The sequence below is a fragment of the Sinomonas halotolerans genome, assembly GCF_039615075.1.
GTDB lineage: Bacteria > Actinomycetota > Actinomycetes > Actinomycetales > Micrococcaceae > Sinomonas > Sinomonas halotolerans.
On sequence record NZ_JBDFRB010000006.1, the window covers coordinates 128737 to 149104 of the forward strand.

At 70.1% G+C, this 20368-nt stretch carries 15 protein-coding genes and 2 tRNA genes; 3 read left to right on the forward strand and 14 right to left on the reverse strand.

Features of this window, described 5'->3' with window-relative positions:
• Position 1: 1 nt before the first annotated feature.
• From ABCQ75_RS09050 to ABCQ75_RS09065, 4 genes are all read right to left on the reverse strand, one after another.
• Positions 2 to 502: a DUF4233 domain-containing protein gene (locus tag ABCQ75_RS09050; protein ID WP_345884872.1), complete on the reverse strand. Its 501-nt coding sequence runs from the start codon at positions 500 to 502 to the stop codon at positions 2 to 4.
• On the reverse strand, positions 502 to 1872 hold the full coding sequence (locus ABCQ75_RS09055; protein WP_427916073.1) for a bifunctional folylpolyglutamate synthase/dihydrofolate synthase: 1371 nt from the start codon (positions 1870 to 1872) through the stop codon (positions 502 to 504). The genes ABCQ75_RS09050 and ABCQ75_RS09055 overlap by 1 nt, the downstream gene beginning before the upstream one ends.
• Entirely contained in the window at positions 1869 to 5246 is a 3378-nt protein-coding gene (gene ileS / locus ABCQ75_RS09060; protein WP_345884874.1) for an isoleucine--tRNA ligase, read from the reverse strand. Before ileS ends, ABCQ75_RS09055 begins: the two co-directional genes overlap by 4 nt.
• Positions 5247 to 5575: 329 nt before the next feature.
• Complete coding sequence (locus ABCQ75_RS09065) at positions 5576 to 5923, reverse strand: DUF488 domain-containing protein (RefSeq protein ID WP_345884875.1); 348 nt, start codon at positions 5921 to 5923, stop codon at positions 5576 to 5578.
• An 80-nt stretch (positions 5924 to 6003) separates the two neighbouring features.
• On the opposite strand from ABCQ75_RS09065, the gene valS reads away from it, so the two are divergent.
• Positions 6004 to 8628, forward strand: a complete 2625-nt coding sequence (gene valS / locus ABCQ75_RS09070; protein ID WP_345884877.1) for a valine--tRNA ligase — start codon at positions 6004 to 6006, stop codon at positions 8626 to 8628.
• A gap of 376 nt (positions 8629 to 9004) precedes the next feature.
• Here valS and ABCQ75_RS09075 read toward each other — a convergent pair whose 3' ends face one another.
• The 10 genes from ABCQ75_RS09075 to ABCQ75_RS09120 form a co-directional block, all read right to left on the reverse strand.
• Positions 9005 to 9622 (reverse strand): mycothiol-dependent nitroreductase Rv2466c family protein, encoded by a 618-nt coding sequence (locus ABCQ75_RS09075; RefSeq protein ID WP_345884879.1) that lies wholly within the window; start codon positions 9620 to 9622, stop codon positions 9005 to 9007.
• A 71-nt stretch (positions 9623 to 9693) separates the two neighbouring features.
• Complete coding sequence (clpX, locus tag ABCQ75_RS09080) at positions 9694 to 10977, reverse strand: ATP-dependent Clp protease ATP-binding subunit ClpX (protein WP_345884880.1); 1284 nt, start codon at positions 10975 to 10977, stop codon at positions 9694 to 9696.
• A 133-nt stretch (positions 10978 to 11110) separates the two neighbouring features.
• Positions 11111 to 11770: an ATP-dependent Clp protease proteolytic subunit gene (locus ABCQ75_RS09085; RefSeq protein WP_345884882.1), complete on the reverse strand. Its 660-nt coding sequence runs from the start codon at positions 11768 to 11770 to the stop codon at positions 11111 to 11113.
• Positions 11771 to 11800: 30 nt separating this feature from the next.
• The gene (locus ABCQ75_RS09090) at positions 11801 to 12427 is read right to left on the reverse strand and encodes an ATP-dependent Clp protease proteolytic subunit (protein WP_427916074.1); all 627 of its coding nucleotides are present in this window, start codon (positions 12425 to 12427) and stop codon (positions 11801 to 11803) included.
• 221 nt (positions 12428 to 12648) lie between these two features.
• Positions 12649 to 14022 carry a trigger factor gene (tig, locus tag ABCQ75_RS09095; protein WP_345884883.1) on the reverse strand — a complete coding sequence of 458 codons (1374 nt, stop codon included), beginning with the start codon at positions 14020 to 14022 and terminating at the stop codon, positions 12649 to 12651.
• 66 nt (positions 14023 to 14088) lie between these two features.
• Positions 14089 to 14163, reverse strand: a tRNA-Pro gene (locus ABCQ75_RS09100).
• Between the two features lie 105 nt (positions 14164 to 14268).
• A tRNA-Gly gene (locus ABCQ75_RS09105) sits at positions 14269 to 14339 on the reverse strand.
• A gap of 148 nt (positions 14340 to 14487) precedes the next feature.
• Positions 14488 to 15396, reverse strand: coding sequence for an Fpg/Nei family DNA glycosylase (locus tag ABCQ75_RS09110; protein ID WP_345884885.1), 909 nt, complete (start codon positions 15394 to 15396; stop codon positions 14488 to 14490).
• A gap of 63 nt (positions 15397 to 15459) precedes the next feature.
• A complete protein-coding gene (locus ABCQ75_RS09115; protein ID WP_345884888.1) occupies positions 15460 to 15942 on the reverse strand; it encodes a ribose-5-phosphate isomerase in 483 nt (160 codons plus the stop codon).
• Between the two features lie 67 nt (positions 15943 to 16009).
• Positions 16010 to 16972, reverse strand: a complete 963-nt coding sequence (locus tag ABCQ75_RS09120; protein WP_345884890.1) for a hypothetical protein — start codon at positions 16970 to 16972, stop codon at positions 16010 to 16012.
• A 300-nt stretch (positions 16973 to 17272) separates the two neighbouring features.
• Here ABCQ75_RS09120 and pepN point away from each other — a divergent pair, with 300 nt between their 5' ends.
• Positions 17273 to 19897 carry an aminopeptidase N gene (gene pepN, locus ABCQ75_RS09125; RefSeq protein WP_345884892.1) on the forward strand — a complete coding sequence of 875 codons (2625 nt, stop codon included), beginning with the start codon at positions 17273 to 17275 and terminating at the stop codon, positions 19895 to 19897.
• Positions 19884 to 20351, forward strand: coding sequence for an OsmC family protein (locus ABCQ75_RS09130; protein ID WP_345884894.1), 468 nt, complete (start codon positions 19884 to 19886; stop codon positions 20349 to 20351). Before pepN ends, ABCQ75_RS09130 begins: the two co-directional genes overlap by 14 nt.
• Positions 20352 to 20368: the final 17 nt, after the last annotated feature.

Genomic DNA, 20368 nt, shown 5'->3' on the forward strand with positions numbered 1-20368 from the left:
TCTACTGACCGGCGGACGCCCCCGCGTCACCCTCCGGCTGCTCGGGGGCGGCAGTTGGCCGGGCGGTCGACTCCTCTGGGTGGTCGGCCTCCCAGACGGCCTGGGCGCGGTCACGCTCGGCGTTCTCGCGGTCCAGGCGCATGCCGGTGCGGACGGCGTACCACCAGGTCAGTGCGAAGACCGCGCCGACCACGAACATCATCGGCTCGAAGATGCCCAGGGCGATGAGCACGCCCTGGAGCGCCCATCCGAGGCCCATGCCCCACGGGCGCCTCAGGACCGCGCACGCGAGGACGAACAGCACGGCGAGCGTGAGGCCCGTGCCGAGTACCGCGACCGCGCCGAGCTCCCTCCCGCGCAGGCCGAAGACGACGAGCGTGGCGAAGAAGACCACGAACGCCTCCGTGGCCAGGGTCAAGGACGCGAACATGACCTTGATGCTCCGCCGCTTCCGCGGCATCCCGGGGCGCCACTCGCGCTGGGCCTTCGACAGCCGCGCCATCACTCGCCGCCCTTCAGGAGCAGGCGGGCCTCGCCCACCACCGTGATCGATCCCGTGATGAGCACGCCCCCGCCGAAGTCGCCCACGGCCTCGGCGCGCTCCACCGCGTACTCGATCGCGTCGTCGAGCTTCTCCGCGACATGCACCGCGTCCTCGCCGAAGCCGAGGTCGATGGCGAGCTCCGCGAGCTCCTCGGCGGGGATGGCGCGCGGCGAGCCGGACTGCGTGAAGCAGTACTCGACAGGAAGGTCGGCGAGCTCCTCGGCGAGGGCACGGAGCATCTGCTCCGCGTCCTTCTCCCGCAGGACCCCGATGACTGCCACGAGCGTCGAGAAGTCGAACGCCTCCTTCAGCGCGGCGGCGCTCACGCGGATCCCGTCCGGGTTGTGCGCGGCGTCCAGGACGATCGTCGGGGCGGTGCGCACCACCTCGAGCCGCCCGGGCGAGGAGACCTGGGCGAAGGCCTCCTGGAGGACCTCCCGGTCCAGCTCGCGCTCCCCTCCGCCGAGGAAGGCCTCGAGCGCGGCCACGGCGACCGCCGCGTTCTGGGCCTGGTGCTCGCCGTGCAGGGGCACGGCGAGCTCCTCGTAGCGCCCGGCGAGCCCCCGGATGGTGACGACCTGGCCGCCCACGGCCACGGCCCGAGACTCGACGCCGAACTCGACTCCCTCGAAGCGGAAGGCGGCGCCCACCTCGCGCGCCTTCTCGAGGAGCACCTGCGCCGCCTCGGGCGGCTGCGCGGCGCTGACGAGGAACCCGCCGCGCTTGATGATGCCGGCCTTCTCCCGCGCGATGTCCTCGACCGTGTCGCCGAGGAGGTCCGTGTGGTCGAGCGAGATCGGGGTCACGACGGAGACTGCGCCGTCGGCGACATTCGTCGCGTCCGTGATGCCGCCTAGCCCCACCTCGATCACGGCGACGTCCACGGGCTCGTCCGCGAAGACGGCGAAGGCGAGGATGGTCACGCACTCGAAGTAGGTCAGGCGGGGCTGGGCCGCGGCGACCAGCTCGGCGTCGACGATCGCGAGGTAGGGCGCGATCTCGTTCCAGATCCGCACGAACGTCTCATCGGCGACCGGCTCGCCGTCGATGCTGATGCGCTCCGTCACCTTCACGAGGTGCGGGCTCGTGTACCGGCCCGTGCGCAGGCCGTGGGCGCGCAGCCCTGCCTCGATCATGCGTGCCGTGGACGTCTTGCCGTTCGTCCCCGTGAGGTGCACGACCGGGAACGCGCGGTTCGGCTCGCCCAGGACGTCCATCGCGCGGTAGAGCGGCGCGAGGCGCGGCTCCATCCTGTTCTCCGGCGCCCGGGAGAGGAGCTCGGCGTAGACCTCCTCGACGGTGGCCAGCTCGGGCAGCTGCTCGGTCACAGGGCCTCCTCCCCCGTCACAGGGGCGGACGACGCCGGGCTCGCAGCGACGGCGACGACGGTCGCCGACGGGTCGGCGTCGGCCTCCACGAGGGCGAGCGCGACGCTGAGCGTCTCGCCGACGATCAGCGGCTCGTGGGCGCGCGCCGCGGCGAGCACCCCGGGACGGGCCGAGACGGTGGTCCGGACGCGGTCGCTCACGTTGAGTCCGGCGTCCTTGCGCGCCTGCTGGACGAGCCGCACGAGGTCGCGGGCGGTGCCCTCGGCCTCGAGCTCGGGCGTCACGAGCGTGTCCAGGACGACGAACCCGCCGCCGGGCAGCATCGCGACCGCAGCCGCCTCCCCCGCCCTCGCCGGGTCGACGACCGTCTCGAGCGTGTACTCGTGCGGCTCGAGGGCGAGGCCGCCGGAGGTCACCGTCCCGTCCTCGGCCACCGACCAGTCGCCGGACTTCGAGCCCTTGATGGCCTGCTGCACGCCCTTGCCCAGACGGGGTCCCGCGGCACGGGCGTTGACCACGAGCCGGCGCTCGATCCCGAACTCCTCCTCGCTCGCCCCGGAGGCGTCGAGGATCCGCACGGACTTGAGGTTGAGCTCGTCGGCGATGACGGCCTCGCTCCCGGCGAGTGCCGCGGCATCGGGCACGACGACGGTGAGCCCGGCGAGCGGGAGGCGCACCCGCAGCTTCGCGGCCTTGCGGAGGGATGAGCCCGCCGAGCACACGGCCTGGGTGCGGTCCATCTGGGCGACGAGCGCGGCGTCCTGCGCGAAGAGCGAGGCGTCCGGCCAGTCCGTCAGGTGCACCGAGCGGCCGCCCGTGAGTCCGCGCCAGATCTCCTCGGCCACGAGCGGCAGGAGCGGCGCCGCGACGCGGCACACGGCCTCGAGCGCCGTGTATAGGGCGTCGAACGCATCGCGGTCCTCGTCGAAGAAGCGCTGGCGGGAGCGGCGCACGTACCAGTTCGTGAGCATGTCCAGGTACTCCCGCAGCGCGTCGCACGCGCTCGAGATGTCGTACGCGTCCAGCTGCTCCTGGGTCTGGGCCACGAGCCGACCGGTCTCGGCCAGCAGGTAGCGGTCCAGCGGGTCGGAGTAGCCCTCGTGCCTCAGCTCCGCCTCATAGCCGGAGTCCCCCGCGGCGTTCGCATACAGCGTGAAGAAGCTGTACACGTTCCACAGCGGCAGGATCACCTGGCGCACGCCGTCCCGGATGCCCTGCTCGGTGACGATGAGGTTGCCGCCGCGGAGGATGGGGCTCGACATGAGGAACCAGCGCATCGCGTCCGAGCCGTCGCGGTCGAGCACCTCGGAGACGTCCGGATAGTTCTGCAGGCTCTTGGACATCTTCTGCCCGTCAGAGCCGAGCACGATCCCGTGGCTCACCACGTTGCGGAACGCGGGCCGGTCGAACAGCGCGGTGGCGAGGATGTGCAGCGTGTAGAACCAGCCGCGCGTCTGGCCGATGTACTCGACGATGAAGTCGCCCGGGTTGTGCGTCTCGAACCAGTCCTGGTTCTCGTGCGGGTAGTGCACCTGGGCGTACGGCATCGAGCCCGAGTCGAACCACACGTCCAGGACGTCGGGCACTCGGCGCATGGTCGAGGCGCCCGTCGGGTCGTCCGGGTTGGGACGGGTGAGCTCGTCGATGAAGGGGCGGTGCAGGTCCGGCTGACCGTCATGGTTGAGCGGCAGCCTGCCGAAGTCGCGCTCGATCTCGGCGAGCGAGCCGTACACGTCCGTGCGGGGGTACTCGGGGTTGTCCGAGACCCACACCGGGATGGGGCTGCCCCAGTACCGGTTGCGGCTGATAGACCAGTCCCGCGCGTTCTCGAGCCACTTGCCGAACTGGCCGTGCTTGACGTTGCCGGGGATCCAGGTGATCTGCTCGTTGAGCTCGATCATGCGGTCCTTGATCTTGGTGACCTCGACGAACCAGCTCGAGACGGCCCGGTAGATGAGGGGATTCCGGCAGCGCCAGCAGTGCGGGTAGCTGTGCACGTAGCTCGACTGTCGCAGGAGCCTGCCCTGCTCGCGCAGCACCCGCGTGATGGGCTTGTTCGCCTCGAAGACCTGCAGGCCGGCGATCTCGGCCAGCGGGGCGGAGCCGTTGGCGTCGTTGGCGAAGAGCGGCAGGAACCGGGCGCCCTCGTCGACGGAGAGGATCACGTCGATCCCCGCAGCCTCGCAGACCTTCTGGTCGTCCTCGCCGTAGGCCGGGGCCTGATGGACGATCCCGGTGCCATCGGTGGTCGTGACGTAGTCCGCGACCACAATCTGCCATGCGTTCCGGGTGCCCCACACCTCGGCATCTGCGAAGTAGTCCCACAGGCGCTCGTAGCGGATGCCCGCGAGCTCGGTGCCCGCGAGCGTGCGCTCGACCGCCGCGGCGGCGGCAGCGGCGCCGTCGGCCCCGTCACCGTAGCCGAGGTCCTTCGCGTAGGCGGGAACCAGGTCCTCGGCGAGGAGGAAGCGCGCGTCGGGGGCGAACTCGGAGACGCTGCTCCCGGCGGCCTTCCCGCCGGCGCCGCCAGGGCCCGCGGGCACGACGGCGTAGCGCACCTCGGGGCCGACCGCGAGCGCCGCGTTGGTCGGCAGGGTCCACGGCGTGGTCGTCCAGGCGAGGGCGAGGACGCCGGCGAGCTCGCGCGAGAGCTCCGAGTCTCCGGCGAGCAGCGGGAACGTCACCGTGACGGTCTGGTCCTGACGGTCCTTGTAGACGTCGTCGTCCATGCGCAGCTCATGGTTGGACAGCGGCGTCTCGTCCTTCCAGCAGTAGGGCAGGACGCGGTAGCCGTTGTAGGTCAGGCCCTTCTCGTAGAGCGTCTTGAAGGCCCAGATGACGCTCTCCATGTACTCGACATTGAGCGTCTTGTAGTCGTTCTCGAAGTCCACCCAGCGGGCCTGGCGCTTCACGTACGCCTCCCACTCGTGGGTGTACTTGAGCACCGAGGCGCGGCACGCATCGTTGAACGTGTCGATGCCCATCCTCTCGATGTGGGCCTTGTCGCTCATGCCGAGTTGCTTCATCGCCTCGAGCTCGGCGGGCAGGCCGTGCGTGTCCCAGCCGAAGCGGCGCTCCACGCGGCGGCCCCGCTGCGTCTGGTAGCGGGCCACGAGGTCCTTGGCGTAGCCGGTGAGGAGGTGGCCGTAGTGGGGCAGCCCGTTGGCGAACGGGGGGCCGTCGTAGAAGACGAACTCATTGGCGCCGTCGCGCCCCGCCTCGCGGTTGTCGATCGAGGCCTGGAAGGTGCCGTCCTCGTCCCAATAGGTGAGGATGCGCTCTTCCACCTCGGGGAAGCGCACCGCAGTCGGCACGGCTGCGCCGGGCGCCTGCGCGCCATCAGCTGTTGTAGTGGCCTTGGGGTACACGCTCACTCGGATCCTCGCTCGAGACTCCACGGATGCGAGGACGGCCGACGCCCGGATCCGCCGGACGGCACCGCGGTACCACCTCACTTGCCCCTCCCCGCAGCGGGGACAGGCCTCTCATTCACGGCTGTGACGGGCCGCCCGTCCGGTTCTACTGGGCGCCGCCCGCACGGGGCGCGCGCTGTTCTTCCGGAAGCTCGCCGGTGATGGCCGGGTCTGCGCTTTGCACACCATCCTACCTGCGCGCGGGCGCCGGGCGCGAGGCGGCGCGCTCGTGCGGAAAGGCGCTCGGGAGCGGCCCGCGATCAGGGATCGCGCACAGGGACGGCCCGCGATCAGCGGCCGTCGAGCAGGCCCAGCAGCACGACGGCCTGGTTGTGCTGCGAGTCACGGGCAGAGTAGACGAGGTCTACGGCGTCGTGGTCGCGGACAGCGCGGACCAGCACGGCGAAGGCCTCCGACCCTTCGAGCTCCCCGCGGTACCTCCGGGCGAACTCCTCGAAGCGCGCGGGGTCGTGGGCGAACCACGTCCTCAAGGCCGCCGAGGGCGCGGCCTCCTTGAGCCAGAGGTCCACGCCGGCGTCCTCCTTCGAGAGCCCCCGCGGCCAGAGCCGATCGACGAGGATCCTGAAGGTGCCGGGCGGAGACTGCTCGTACACCCGCCGCACCCTGCACGCGCCCATGCCCCCCATGCTAGGACGGGGCCGGCCCCGCGTCCCGCCACGTCCCACCGCGAGTGCCGATCCATGGAAGAATTGGGGCCATGCCTGAAGCAGAGACCACGGGTACAGACACGCCCGGAGCCACGAGCCAGATGCCGACCAGCGTTCCCGACAAGCCGGCCCTCGAGGGCCTCGAGCCCAAGCTCACCGAGCGCTGGCTCGCGGAGGGGACCTATCGGTTCGACCCCGAGACAACGCGGGAGCAGGTCTACTCGATCGACACTCCCCCGCCCACAGCCTCGGGCTCGCTGCACGTCGGCCACATGTTCTCCTTCACCCAGACGGACCTCCTCGCGCGCTACCAGCGCATGACGGGCAAGAACGTCTTCTACCCCATGGGCTGGGACGACAATGGCCTCCCGACCGAGCGCCGCGTCCAGAACTACTACGGAGTGCGCTGCGATCCCAGCATTCCGTACGACGCCGACTACCGGCCTCCAGCGCAGCCGGCCAAGAACCAGCGCGACTTCGATGTCGTCTCGCGACGGAACTTCATCGAGCTCTGCGAGGAGCTCGCGGTCGAGGACGAGAAGGTCTTCGAGCACCTCTTCAAGACCCTCGGCCTCTCGGTCGACTGGGACCTCACCTACCGCACGATCGACTCGACGTCCCGCGCTGTGTCCCAGCGGGCCTTCCTCAAGAACTTCGCCGACGGCGACGCCTACCTTGCCGAGGCCCCGACCCTCTGGGACGTGACGTTCCGCACGGCCGTGGCGCAGGCCGAGCTCGAGGACCGCGAGGTCCCGGGCGCGTACTACCGCTATGCCTTCACGACGCCCTCCGGCGAGCCCGTGCACATCGAGACGACGCGTCCTGAGCTGCTCGCGGCGTGCGCGGCCCTCGTCGCGCACCCGGACGACGAGCGCTACCAGCCCCTCTTCGGCACGAAGGTCGCCTCGCCGCTCTTCGGCGTCGAGGTCGAAGTCAGGGCGCACCCGCTCGCGAAGCCGGACAAGGGCTCCGGCATTGCCATGGTGTGCACGTTCGGCGACCTCACCGACGTCACGTGGTGGCGCGAGCTCCAGCTGCCGACCCGCGCGATCATCGGCCGCGACGGCCGCATCCAGGGCGAGACCCCGGACTGGATCACCTCCGAGGAGGGCCGGGCGGCCTACGCGGAGATCGCAGGCAAGACCGCGTTCTCCGCGAAGGAGGCGGTCGTCAAGATGCTCTCCGAGCGCGGCCTGCTGGACGGCGAACCCAAGAAGATCCTGCACCCCGTGAACTTCTACGAGAAGGGCGACAAGCCGCTCGAGGTCGTGACGAGCCGGCAGTGGTACATCCGCAACGGCGGGCGTGACGAGGACCGCCGCGCGACCTTCATCACGCGCGGCCGTGAGCTCGAGTGGCACCCGGCGTTCATGCGCTCGCGCTACGAGAACTGGGTCGAGGGCCTCAACGGCGACTGGCTCATCTCGCGCCAGCGCTTCTTCGGCGTCCCGATCCCCGTGTGGTACCGCCTCGACGAGGACGGCAACCCGGACTACGCCTCGCCGCTCGTCCCTGCCGACGACGCGCTGCCCGTGGATCCCGTCGCCGAGCCGGCACCCGGGTACGACGAGTCCCAGCGGGACGTGCCCGGCGGCTTCACGGGCGACCCGGACATCCTCGACACGTGGGCCACGTCCTCGCTGACGCCGCAGATCGTCGGCAAGTGGAGCCGCGACGACCAGTTCTACGGCAAGGTGTTCCCCTTCGACCTGCGCCCGCAGGCCCACGAGATCATCCGCACCTGGCTCTTCGCGACCGTGGTCCGCGGCGAGGAGCTCCACGGCGAGGTGCCGTGGAAGCACGCCGCGATCTCCGGCTGGGTCCTCGACCCGGACCGGAAGAAGATGTCCAAGTCCAAGGGCAACGTCGTGGTGCCGACCGACATCCTCGAGGAGTACGGGGCGGACGCCGTCCGTTACTGGGCCGCTTCCGCCCGGCTCGGCGCCGACACGGCCTTCGAGGTGGCGCAGATGAAGATCGGGCGCCGCCTCGCGATCAAGATCCTCAACGCCTCCAAGTTCGTCCTCGGCCTGGGTGCCACGGAGGCGGACGTCCTCGCCGACGGTTCCGACCCGGTCCTCGTCAATGCGCTCGACCGCGCCCTGCTCGCGCAGCTGGCCGGCGTCGTCGAGGAGGCGGGCGCCGCTTTCGCCGCCTACGATCCCGCGAAGGCACTGCAGCTCACCGAGTCGTTCTTCTGGCAGTTCACGGACGACTACGTCGAGCTCGTCAAGGACCGCGCCTACGGCGCCCAGGGCGAAGAGCAGAAGGCCTCCGTCCTGGCGGCGCTCGCCACGACGCTGGACTCGCTCCTGCGCCTCTTCGCGCCGATCCTGCCGTTTGCGACCGACGAGGTGTGGAGCTGGTGGCGCTCGGGCTCGGTCCACCGCGCCGCGTGGCCGGCCCCCGTGGCCGTGCCCGACGGCGACACGACCATGCTCCCCACGGTCGGCGCCGCGCTCTCCGGCATCCGCAAGGCAAAGTCCGAGGCCAAGGTCAAGCAGCGCACCGAGGTGCTCTCCGCCGTCGTCTCCGCGCCGGCCGAGCAGCTCGCCCAGCTTCAGGGGGGCCTGGGCGACCTGCGCGCGGCGGCCAATGCGCGCGCGATCGAGCTCGTGGACGGTGCCGAGGAGCTCACCGTGAGCTCGGTCGAGCTCGCCCCGGCCGAGGCCTAGGCACACTGAAACGGCGGCCAGCCTTCCGGGCTGGCCGCCGGATCGGGCACCTCCGAATCCGGGCACATCCGAATCCGGGCACATCCGAATCCGGGCAAAGGGGAAGCCCCATCAGCGAGAACGTTGGTGGGGCTTCGACTTTTCGGCTGCGCGGTGACGTTCTTGCAGTCTGGTGGAATCCTTGGCATCCAGGTCTTACCGACCCGTCACTGGCGGTCAGTCGCCGGCTATGCCTGAGGCTGCGTCGGACGACTGTCACTGAATCTTCGGTTTCCACGTCCTCATCCTCTCGGATGAGGTATCTACGATTGTGGCCCACGCCACATCCGGGCGCAAGGGGGTCGGCGGAACTACAGGACTGTAGTTCCGCCGGCGGTCACTGGGCCTTGGGACGCTCCGTCCGCGTCCGCTTGATCTCGAAGAAGTGCGGGTACTCCGCGAGTGCCACCGAGGCGTCCCAGATACGCCCTGCGTCCTCGTCCCGAGGCACCCTGGTGAGGACCGGGCCGAAGAACGCCGTCCCATTGAAGGCGACGATCGGGGTGCCGACCTCCTGGCCGACCTTCCCGATCCCCTCCTTGTGGCTTGCACGGAGCTGCGGGTCGTACTCGTCCGAGTCGGCGAACCGGGCGAGCTCGGCCGGGAGTCCAACGCGATCGAGAGCGGTGCGGATCACCTCGGGGCGGTCACCCACGCCCTCCTCATGGATGAGCGTGCCCATGGCATCGTAGAGGGGTTTGATGTGCTCGCGGCCGTGGAGCTCGGAGGCCGCGACGATGACCCTCACCGGCCCCCAGTTCTCGTCGAGGAAGCGCTGGTAGTCGTGCTCGAGCTCGCGGCCCTCGTTCAGCACCGACAGGCTCATCACGTGCCAGTCCATCTCGATGCTGCGCACCTTCTCGACCTCGCCGATCCAGCGAGACGTGACCCACGCGAACGGGCAGGCAGGATCGAACCAGAAATCGGCCTTCTGCTTCGGCGACTCATCGGACATGGAAGTGCTCTCCTTACGTCGGTGCAGGGGCATGCCCCAGCGGAGCGGCCCTCACGGGAACCGTCCTGGGGTCAGGCGGACTTGGTCCGCCGCTTCGTGACGACGCTGTGCGGGATGAGCGTCGGTTCGGCCTTGCCGAGGACGACGTCCTTGGTCACCACTGTTCCGCCGATGTCGTCACGGCTCGGGAGGTCGAACATGACCGGAAGGAGCACCTCTTCGAGGATTGCGCGCAGGCCGCGCGCCCCGGTCCCCCGCTCGAGGGCGAGGTCCGCAATCGCCTCGAGGGCCTCCTCCTCGAAATGGAGCTCGATGCCGTCGAGGTGGAACATCTTCTCGTACTGCTTGACCAGGGCGTTCTTGGGCTGGGTGAGGATCTGGATGAGCGCCGCACGGTCCAGGTTCTCGACCGTGGTGATGACGGGAAGCCGTCCGATGAACTCGGGGATGAGGCCGAACTTGAGCAGGTCCTCGGGCATGACATCCGCGTAGGTGCTCTCGTGCTTGGTGATCGAGCTCAGCGGCGCGCCGAAGCCGATGCCCTTCTTGCCGGCCCGCTGGCCGATGATCTCCTCGAGCCCAGCGAACGCGCCGGCCACGATGAAGAGCACGTTCGTCGTGTCGATCTGGATGAACTCCTGATGCGGGTGCTTCCGCCCGCCCTGCGGGGGCACGGACGCGACCGTCCCCTCGAGGATCTTCAGGAGCGCCTGCTGGACACCCTCGCCGGAGACGTCCCTCGTGATCGAGGGATTCTCGCTCTTGCGCGAGATCTTGTCGATCTCGTCGATGTAGATGATGCCCTGCTCGGCCTTCTTGACGTCGTAGTCGGCCGCCTGGATGAGCTTGAGCAGGATGTTCTCGACGTCCTCGCCCACATAGCCCGCCTCCGTGAGGGCCGTCGCATCCGCCACGGCGAACGGGACGTTCAGGCGCCGGGCGAGCGTCTGCGCGAGGTAGGTCTTGCCGCACCCTGTAGGCCCGATGAGGAGGATGTTCGACTTGGCGACCTCGACGTCGTCATGCGCGTCGGCGAGCGATCCCGGCTTGGACGACTGCGCGGACTGGATCCGCTTGTAATGGTTGTAGACCGCGACGGCGAGGGCGCGCTTCGCGGGCTCCTGGCCGATCACGTACTCCTGGAGGAAGTCGAAGATCTCCCGCGGCTTGGGAAGCTCGAACGAGCCGAGGTCCGAGACCTCGGCGAGCTCCTCCTCGATGATCTCGTTGCAGAGCTCGATGCACTCGTCGCAGATGTAGACCCCGGGCCCGGCAATGAGCTTCCGGACCTGCTTCTGGCTCTTGCCGCAGAAGGAGCACTTCAGCAGGTCTGCGCTCTCGCCAATCCGCGCCATTCGTCGTTTCCCTTCATGCCAGAAGCTGTGACCTTCCCACTGTAGGCCACTGGGGCCCCGCGCGCAGGAAGAACGACGCCGGTGTCCGGGATCATTCCCGGGCACCGGCCGTCCTGCCTGCCCCAGCGGAGGGTCAGCGCGTGATCGCGCTCTGACGGATCTTGCGGGACTGGAGCACCTCGTCCACGAGGCCGTACTGCTTCGCCTCTTCGGCCGTGAGGAACTTGTCGCGCTCGATGTCCGCGCTGATCTCCTCGGGCGTCTTGTTCGTGTGCTTCGCCCACGTCTGCTCGAGCCACTCGCGCATGCGCAGGACCTCGCGCGCCTGGATCTCGAGGTCCGAGGCCTGCCCGCCCGCTCCGCCGGAGAGGGCCGGCTGGTGGATCATGACCGTCGAGTTCGGCAGGGCGAGCCTCTTGCCCGGGGTTCCGGCTGCGAGGATCACCGCCGCCGCCGACGCGGCCATGCCGAGGCACACCGTCTGGATCTCGGGCCGGATGAACTGCATCGTGTCGTAGATGGCAGTCATCGCGGTGAACGACCCGCCGGGCGAGTTGATGTACATCGTGATGTCGCGGTCGGGGTCGTTGGCCTCGAGGACGAGCAGCTGCGCCATGATGTCGTCGGCGCTCGCATCGTCGACCTGGACGCCCATGAAGATGATGCGGTCCTCGAAGAGCTTCGTGTACGGGTCCTGCCGCTTGAAGCCGTAGGGGGTGCGCTCCTCGAACTGCGGGAGGACATAGCGGCTCGTGGGCAGGTGCGCAGGGTTGACGCCCATGCTGTAGTTCATCTCTTGCTCCTAGGTGTTCCGGGCGTCTCGTTACTTGTCGGTGCCGCCGCCACCGGACACGTGCCCGGCCCGTTCGGCGATCTTGTCGAAGAAGCCGTACTCGAGGGCCTCCTGCGCCGTGAACCACTTGTCGCGGTCGTTGTCCTTGAGGATCGTCTCGACCGGCTGGCCCGTCTGTTCGGCCGTGAGGTCTGCCATGACCTTCTTCATGTGCAGGATGAGCTCGGCCTGGATCTTGATGTCGGAGGCCGTGCCGCCGATCCCGCCGGAGGGCTGGTGCATGAGGATGCGCGCGTGCGGGGTCGCGTACCGCTTGCCCTTGGTGCCGGACGAGAGGAGGAACTGGCCCATCGAGGCCGCGAGCCCCGTGGCGACCGTCACGACGTCGTTCGGGATGAACTGCATCGTGTCGTAGATGGCCATGCCGGCCGTCACCGATCCGCCGGGCGAGTTGATGTAGAGGTAGATGTCCTTCTGCGGGTCCTCTGCCGAGAGGAGCAGGAGCTGGGAGCAGATGGCATTGGCGTTCTCGTCCCGGACCTCCGACCCGAGCCAGATGATCCGCTCCTTGAGGAGCCGCTGGTACACGTAGTTGTCCTGGCCGTTCGCCTCGACGGGCGTGGCCAGCCGGGGCGTGCTCTCCTGCTGGGTGGTCATGGTGCGATCCTTCTCCATCTGCTGCAGTGTGCGATTGCTGCTACTGGGACACTAGCCGCTTTCCGCGGCGCGGTGGCACGGCGGGGGCGGCTGTTCGCTGACGGCGCATACCCCAGCCCGCCACGGAAAGCGCGACGGCCGCCGCGCCAGGAGACCTGGTCGCGGCGGCCGTCGTGGACGCTCCCGGGGGCGCGCCCCAGGATGCGCTGGCTCGTGCCGTCCTAGAACTTGACGGCGGCCGGGTCGTCGCTCGGGACGACGTCGGCGGCCTCGGCCGTCTCGTCCTCGGCACCGGCGCCGGCGGGACGGACGAACTCGCTGAGGTCAACGGCGTTGCCCTCGGAGTCGGTCACCTCGGCCTGGCCGAGGACGGCCGCGAGGGCCTTGCGGCGGCGGACCTCGCCGACCATCATCGGGACCTGGCCCGACTGGTCCATGATCTGGGCGAACTGGTTCGGGTCCATCCCGTACTGGCTGGCGGTCGTGACGAGGTACTCGATGAGCTCGGACTGGGAGACGCCGATCTCCTCCTTGTCCGCGATCGCGTCGAGGATGACCTCGTTCTTGAAGGCGCGCTGGGTGTTCGCGGCGACCTCGGCGCGGTGCTCCTCAGTGTCGTGGTCCTCGCCCTCGGCGTGGCCCCCGTTGGCCTGGTTGAAGTGGGCCTCGACCTGCTCGGTGACGACCGACTCGGGAACCGGGACCTCGATGAGCTCGACCAGCTTGTCGAGCACCTTGTCCCGGGCCTCGACACCCTGGGTGACGACCTTGGACTGCGCTGCCTGCTTCGCGAGGTCCTCGCGGAGCTCCGCGACCGTGTCGAACTCGGAGGCGAGCTGGGCGAAGTCGTCGTCGGCCTCGGGGAGCTCACGCTCCTTGACGGCGCCGACCTTGACGGTCACCGAGGCGGTCTCGCCCGCGTGCTCGCCGCCGGCCAGCTTCGTCTCGAACACGGACTCCTCGCCGGCGCTCAGGCCGGTGACAGCCTCGTCGAGGCCCTCGAGCATCGTCCCCGAGCCGACCTGGTACGAAAGACCGGCAGCCGAGTCGACCTCTTCGCCGTCGACCGTCGCGGTGAGGTCGATCGTGAGGAAGTCATCGGCCTGCGCCGGGCGGTCGACGGGCTTGAGGGTGCCGAAGCGCCCGCGCAGCTCGTCGAGGGACTTCTCGACGTCCTCGTCGGACGTCTCGGCGGCCGCGACCTCGACCTTGAGGCCCGCGTAGTCGGGCAGCTCGATCTCGGGGCGGACGTCGAGCTCGACCGAGAACTTGAGCGTCCCGTCAGTCGAGGCGGGGTCGGGAACCTCGGAGATCTCGACCTCGGGGCGGGACAGCGGGCGGATGCCGGTCTCGGCCACAGCCTGCTGGTACCAGCCGTTGAGGCCCTCGTTGATCGCGGTCTCCAGGACGTAGCCGCGGCCGACGCGCTGGTCGATGAGGGCTGCGGGAACCTTGCCCTTGCGGAAGCCCGGGACCTGGATCTGCTCGGCGACGGCCTTGTAGGCGGCATCGATGTTCGGCTTGAGTTCGTCGAAGGGAACCTCGACGTTGAGCTTGGCCCGGGTGGGGCTGAGGTTCTCGACAGCGCTCTTCACAGCGTGGCTCTCCTGGGTGGTCGGTGGAGGGGTGCCGCCCTGGGCGAATGCCTCAGGACGCGACTGTCGGGGTGACAGGATTTGAACCTGCGACTTCCTGCTCCCAAAGCAGGCGCTCTAGCCAAGCTGAGCTACACCCCGTCTCTAAGTGCAGGCTCCACGATACAGTGCCGCGACAAGCCAATGCACATTGGGCCCGGGGACGGAAGTGGGCCCCTTCCCGACGGGAGGAGCCCACTGCGCGAGAGGGGACGACGGGAATCGAACCCGCGTAATCAGTTTGGAAGACTGAGGCTCTACCATTGAGCTACGTCCCCGAGCGCCTTCCACTAAAGCCGCCTTGGGCACCCCCTGTCAAATTCGCCTGCGCCGTGAAGAGCCAGCACCCTCGAGGGCCAGCGCTCTCGAAATCGCCGGCACCGGCGGATTCGCCAGGACCGTCAGGAACCAGCGCCGGGCCCCCGCTCAGGACTGGCAGCGGGCGCACCAGTAGAGCCTGCGGCCGGCGGCCACCGCAAGGGACACCGTCTGGGCGCACGAGCGGCACGGCAGGCCATGCCTGCGGTACACGTAGTGGGCCTCGTCCGGGTGGGGAGGATGAGAGGGGTCGGCCCAGTGCTCGGGCCCCGTCGTGATGATCCGGCCGTCCCGTACCCCCTGGGCCAGCGCCCGCCGCGCATCCTCCCAGAGCTCGAGTGCCCGTTCACGCCCAAGCCCGGAGCCGGGAGTCGACGGGTCGAGCCCGGCGCGGAACAGCAGCTCGGCCCTGTAGACGTTCCCGATCCCCGCCACGGTCCCCTGGTCCATGAGGAGCTGGGCGACAGGAGTGCGCCGCCGCAGGATGCGCCTGGCGAACTCGTCCCCCAGCTGCGCGGCATCAGCCGCGAGCGGATCGGGGCCGAGCGCGGCCCGGACCGCCGCAGCCTCCGACTCCGTCTCCACAGCGCAGACGCTCGCCCCCCGCAGGTCGGCCCAGCCGTGGGACGAGACGAGCCGGACGCGCACGGCCCCGACCGGGGCGGGCGGGGAAGGGGACGGCGAGCCCACGGCACCCGGGCGCGCGCCGACGTCGTCCGCGGTCTCCCGCTCCCCGACCCGCCGCGGCGCGCCGATGCTCGAAGCTCCGCGGAACGTCTCGTCGCCGCCGAAGTCCCATGCCCCGTACAGGCCGAGATGCACCCGCAGGACGAGGCCCCCCTCGAATCCGAGGAACAGCTGCTTGCCATGCGCCTGCGCTGACTCGAGCGCGCGGCCGTCCAGGAGCGCGGCACCTTCGGCGAACCTCCCCTGGGGGCTCGAGGCTGCGAGGCGCTCGCCTCCGAAGACGTCCGCGAACTGGCGGGCGAGGCGGTGGACCGAATGCCCCTCAGGCACCGGAGTCGACCGCTTCCTTCCGCCTCGCCCGCTGCTCGTGCCTTCCCGGCTTCATGTGGGCGGCTACTGGACGACCTCGCCGGTCGTCTCGTAGGCGGCGATCTGGCCGATGCGGCGCACGTGGCGCTCGTCGTTGCTGAACGGCTCGGTCAGGAATGCGTCGATGAGCGCAGTCGCCTCCTCGAGGGTGTGCTGGCGGCCGCCGACGGCGATCACGTTGGCGTCGTTGTGCTCGCGCGCGAGCCGGGCCGTGTCCAGGTTCCACGCGAGCGCCGCGCGGATGCCACGGACCTTGTTGGCCGCGATCTGCTCGCCGTTCCCGGAGCCTCCGAGCACAATGCCGAGGGCATGCGTGCCCGCCTCCTGGTCGGCCACGACTGCGCGCGCGGCGTTGATGCAGAAGCCCGGGTAGTCGTCGAGGGCGTCGTACTCGCGGGGGCCGTGGTCGACGACCTCGTACCCCAGTCCGCGCAGGTGCGCGACCAGGTGCGCGCTCAGCTCCATGCCCGCATGGTCGGTGGCAATGTGGACGCGCGGCTTGGGCACGGCGTTCCCCTCTCTCGTCGGATTCTCGTCGGACTCTCGTCGAAGCGCCCGGGCGGGCGGCACCAGCCTACGCGCCGGAGGCGGCGCGGAGCACCTCGACGACGCGCGCAGCGGTCTCCGGGTCGCGCGCCGAGAAGACCACTCTCCGCCCGTCGTCGAGGACCGCGTCCACGGCATCGCCGCTCGCCACGAGGACTGAGGTCTCCCTGCCGCGCCGCCGGTAGCCCCAGCCGCCGAATTCGCGGGCTGCGACCCGACGCGCCTCGGCCCGGAGCACCACCGCGGGGGCGAGGGCGAGGACCGGGACCAGGCCGCCGACACGGACCGTGACCCGCTCTGGGCTGACGGCTACCCTCAGGACGAGGAGGGCCGCTCCGAGCAGGGCCGCGAGGGTGAGTGCGGCCGAGAGCCACAGGGCAACGAGCGAGAGCAGGAGCGAGAGCGGGATCCCGACGATCCCGATCATGACGAACACCGACGAGCGGGCATGGGCCCAGTAGGAGAACGTGGAGCGCGCGCGTTCGGGCTCGAGCTCGGCCAGAAGCGCCGCCTCGTCCCCCGGGCTCCACTGCTCGTCCGGCTTGAAGGCGAAGGCGACCACGACCGCGAAGGCGAGCGTAGCCCCTGAGCCCATCGCCAGCACGACAGGGTCCGGGTGGGAAGACCGCGCGTCCTCGAGGCCCACCTGCCCCATGAGCCCGGCAGCGAGCACGGTCGCGAGGAACATCGACATGCCGATCCCTCCAGCGAGCGTGATCCTCCGGGCGACAGGCGGGCGGGAGAGGAGCGCGGCGGGAGCGCAGAGCAGCGCCCCCACGCAGGCGATCAGGATGCCCCCGCCGACGATGTACGCCCAGAACGATGCAAAGGCCCTCCCGCCCTCGGCGTCCCAGAGCCACGCGACGGGCTCGGGGACGCGGTTCCGGAAGGCCGAGGCAGCAAGGGCGAACCCGGCGGCCAGCAGGAGCGGGTACACGAGCGCGAAGCGGAGGGCCCGCCGGTCCCAGCGCTGCTCCCTGCCCGTGCCCATGCTTCCACGCTACTGCACCTTGGCTGCCGCGGACCCTGGCCGCGCGCTGCACGCGCGCGGCCGCGCGTCACACGGGGACAGCAGAGGAGCCGCGCGGAGGAACCGCATGGGATGCTGGCGTGCGGCCGCGTCATCATGAAATGATAATTTCACAATGGCGTGCATCACACGGGCACGGCACCACACAGGACGCCCTGCGTTCCACCGAGCGCAGGGCGTGCACTACAGCGGCGGGTGCCCGCAGCCGGCAGGAGGCAGCCGGAAGAGCGGCCCCCACCGTCCACCACGCAGGGAGACAACATGCCAGGGACCAACCTGACGCGCACTGAGGCGACCGGACGGGCGGCCACCGTCCGCCGCGTCGAGGACTACCACGTCGAACTCGACCTCACCCGGGGCGACCGCGTGTTCGGCTCGCGGACCACCGTGACGTTCAGCGCAGCCGATGGCGGCTCGACGTTCATCGACGCCATCACGGACACGGTCCGCAGCGTGACGCTCAATGGGGTCCCGCTCGACGTGGCGGCCGTCAGCGACGGCGTCCGGATCCAGCTCGCGGGCCTCGCCGAGCACAACGTCCTCGTGGTGGACGCCGACGCCCTCTACATGAACACAGGAGAAGGGCTGCACCGCTTCGTGGACCCGGTGGACGACGAGGTCTACCTCTACACGCAGTTCGAAGTCCCGGATGCCCGCCGCGTCTTCGCCGTGTTCGAGCAGCCGGACCTCAAGGCGTCCTTCCGCTTCACGGTCACGGCCCCGGCGCACTGGACCGTGGTCTCCAACTCCCCCACGCCCGTCCCCTCGCCTGCTCCGTCAGGCGGAGCGGGCGCCGCCTCCGTGTGGGACTTCGAGCCGACGCCGCGCATCTCCGGCTATGTCACGGCGCTCATCGCCGGTCCGTACGAGTCAGTGACCACCGCCCACGTGAACTCCGCGGGCCGGTCGGTTCCGCTCGGCGTCTTCGCCCGCAAGTCCCTCATGCCGTGGGTCGACGCCGAGGAGATCTTCGCGGTCACGGAGGCCGGCTTCCGCTTCTTCGAGGCGCAGTTCGGCTGCGAGTACCCCTTCGCGAAGTACGACCAGCTCTTCGTCCCGGAGTTCAATGCAGGCGCGATGGAGAACGCCGGCGCCGTGACGATCCTCGAGGGCTATGTCTTCCGTTCGAAGCCGACCCAGGCCACGGTCGAGCGCCGCAGCATCACGATCCTCCACGAGCTGGCCCACATGTGGTTCGGCGACCTCGTGACGATGCGCTGGTGGGACGACCTGTGGCTCAACGAGTCGTTCGCGGAGTACATGTCCCACCTCGCGGCCGCGGAGGTCACCGACTTCGCCCACGCGTGGACCACCTTCGCGTCGGTCGAGAAGTCGTGGGCCTACCGCCAGGACCAGCTCCCCACGACGCACCCGATCTTCGCGGACATCTCCGACCTCGCCGACGTCGAGGTCAACTTCGACGGGATCACCTACGCCAAGGGCGCCTCGGTGCTCAAGCAGCTGGTGGCCTGGGTGGGGCAGGAGCAGTTCATGGAGGGCGTGCGCCGCTACTTCGCCAAGCACGCGTGGGGCAACACCGTCCTCGCGGACCTCATGGCCGAGCTCGAGGCGGCGAGCGGGCGTGACCTCGCCCCGTGGGGCAGGGCCTGGCTCGAGACCGCCGGGGTCAACACGCTCTCCCCCGAGGTCGAGACGGACGACGCCGGCCGGATCGTCAGCTTCGCCGTGCGCCAGAGTGCCGTCCCCGAGCACCCGACGCTCCGCCCGCACCGGCTCGCAGTCGGCATCTACGCGCACGACTCCTCGGGGTCCCTCGTGCGCACCGAGCGGGTGGAGCTCGACGTCGACGGCGAGCTGACCGCCGTCCCTGAGCTCGTGGGCCGCGACCGGGGCGACCTGATCCTGCTCAACGACGAGGACCTCGCCTACGCCAAGGTCCGGCTCGACCCGCGCTCGCTCGCGACCGCGACCGCGCACCTCAAGGACATCGCCGAGAGCCTCCCGCGCGCACTCGTGTGGGGGTCGGCGTGGGACGCGGCCCGTGACGGCGAGACGCCCGCACGCGACTACGTCCGGCTCGTCCTGGCCAACATCGCCGCCGAGACGGACTCCTCGGTCGTGACCACCCTCCTGAGGCAGCTCGCCACCACGCTCGACTACTACGTGGCGCCCGCCGCCCAGGCATCGGCCCGCGAGGGCGCGGCGGGGCAGCTGTGGTCCCTCGTGGAGGGCGCGGCACCGGGCTCGGACAGCCAGCTCCAGTTCGCAAAGGCGTTCTCGGGGCTCGCCGCCACGGCGGAGCACCTGGATGCGGTGGAGGGACTCCTCGAGGGAACCCGCGCGGTCCCCGGCCTCGCGGTGGACCAAGACCTCCGCTGGGAGTTCGTGGCGTCCCTCGCGGCGGGCGGGAGGATCGGCGTGGAGCGCATCCAGACGGAGCTCGACGCCGACTCCACCTCGACCGGGCAGGTCGCCGCGGCCCTCGCGCGCGCCGCGCTCCCCACCGCCGAGGCGAAGGAGGAGGCGTGGCAGGCGATCGTGGTCCGCGGCGACCTCTCGAACGCCATCCAGCAGGCCGCGGTGAACGGGTTCGCGCGCGTCCACGACGCGGGCCTCATCGCACCGTTCGCGGAGCGCTACTTCGAGGCCGTCCCGGGGATCGTCGCGGGCCGCACGCACGCGCTCGCCCAGCAGATCGTCGTCGGCCTCTTCCCTGCGCGGCAGACGGACGAGGCGACGCTCGCGCGCACGGACCGGTTCCTCGCCGGGCTCACGGAGGAGCAGGGCGCGCTGCGTCGGACCATGCTGGAGAACCGCGACGGCGTGGCGCGCGCCCTCCGCGCACAGGCTGCGGACGGCGCCGCAGGCCAGGCCGCGATGGCCAGCCCCGGCGAGCCGTCCGAGGTGCACCATGCCGCTCGGTGACCACCGCTACGAGGTCACGGTGGCGTGGACGGGCAACCGCGGCACCGGGACGTCCTCGTACCGCGCCTACGGCCGCGAGCACGAGATCGCGCTGCCGGGCCTGCCCGTCCTGCCCGGCTCGGCCGATCCGACATTCCACGGCGACCGCGACCGGTACAACCCCGAGCAGCTCCTGCTCACGGCCCTGGCCCAGTGCCACATGCTCTCCTACCTGCACGTGGCCGTGCAGCACGGGGTCGTCGTGACCGCCTACGAGGACCGCGCAGAAGGCAGCATGCGGCTCAACCGCGACGGGAGCGGCGAGTTCACCGATGTCCTCCTGCGGCCGCGGGTGACCCTTGCCGACGAGTCGCAGCGCGCGCTCGCGGACCAGCTGCACGAGGATGCCAACAGGGTGTGCTTCATTGCCCGGAGCGTGAACTTCCCGGTCCGGCACGCGCCGGAGGCCCCCTGACTCAGGGCGCGCACAGG

Bases quoted from the DNA above. Each gene is read 5' to 3' on its own strand.
- ABCQ75_RS09050 (WP_345884872.1), bottom strand. From the start codon at position 502: ATGGCGCGGCTGTCGAAGGCCCAGCGCGAGTGGCGCCCCGGGATGCCG.
- ABCQ75_RS09065 (WP_345884875.1), bottom strand. From the start codon at position 5,923: ATGGGCGCGTGCAGGGTGCGGCGGGTGTACGAGCAGTCTCCGCCCGGC.
- valS (WP_345884877.1), top strand. From the start codon at position 6,004: ATGCCTGAAGCAGAGACCACGGGTACAGACACGCCCGGAGCCACGAGC.
- ABCQ75_RS09075 (WP_345884879.1), bottom strand. From the start codon at position 9,622: ATGTCCGATGAGTCGCCGAAGCAGAAGGCCGATTTCTGGTTCGATCCT.
- clpX (WP_345884880.1), bottom strand. From the start codon at position 10,977: ATGGCGCGGATTGGCGAGAGCGCAGACCTGCTGAAGTGCTCCTTCTGC.
- ABCQ75_RS09085 (WP_345884882.1), bottom strand. From the start codon at position 11,770: ATGAACTACAGCATGGGCGTCAACCCTGCGCACCTGCCCACGAGCCGC.
- ABCQ75_RS09090 (WP_427916074.1), bottom strand. From the start codon at position 12,427: ATGACCACCCAGCAGGAGAGCACGCCCCGGCTGGCCACGCCCGTCGAG.
- ABCQ75_RS09120 (WP_345884890.1), bottom strand. From the start codon at position 16,972: ATGGGCACGGGCAGGGAGCAGCGCTGGGACCGGCGGGCCCTCCGCTTC.
- pepN (WP_345884892.1), top strand. From the start codon at position 17,273: ATGCCAGGGACCAACCTGACGCGCACTGAGGCGACCGGACGGGCGGCC.
- ABCQ75_RS09130 (WP_345884894.1), top strand. From the start codon at position 19,884: ATGCCGCTCGGTGACCACCGCTACGAGGTCACGGTGGCGTGGACGGGC.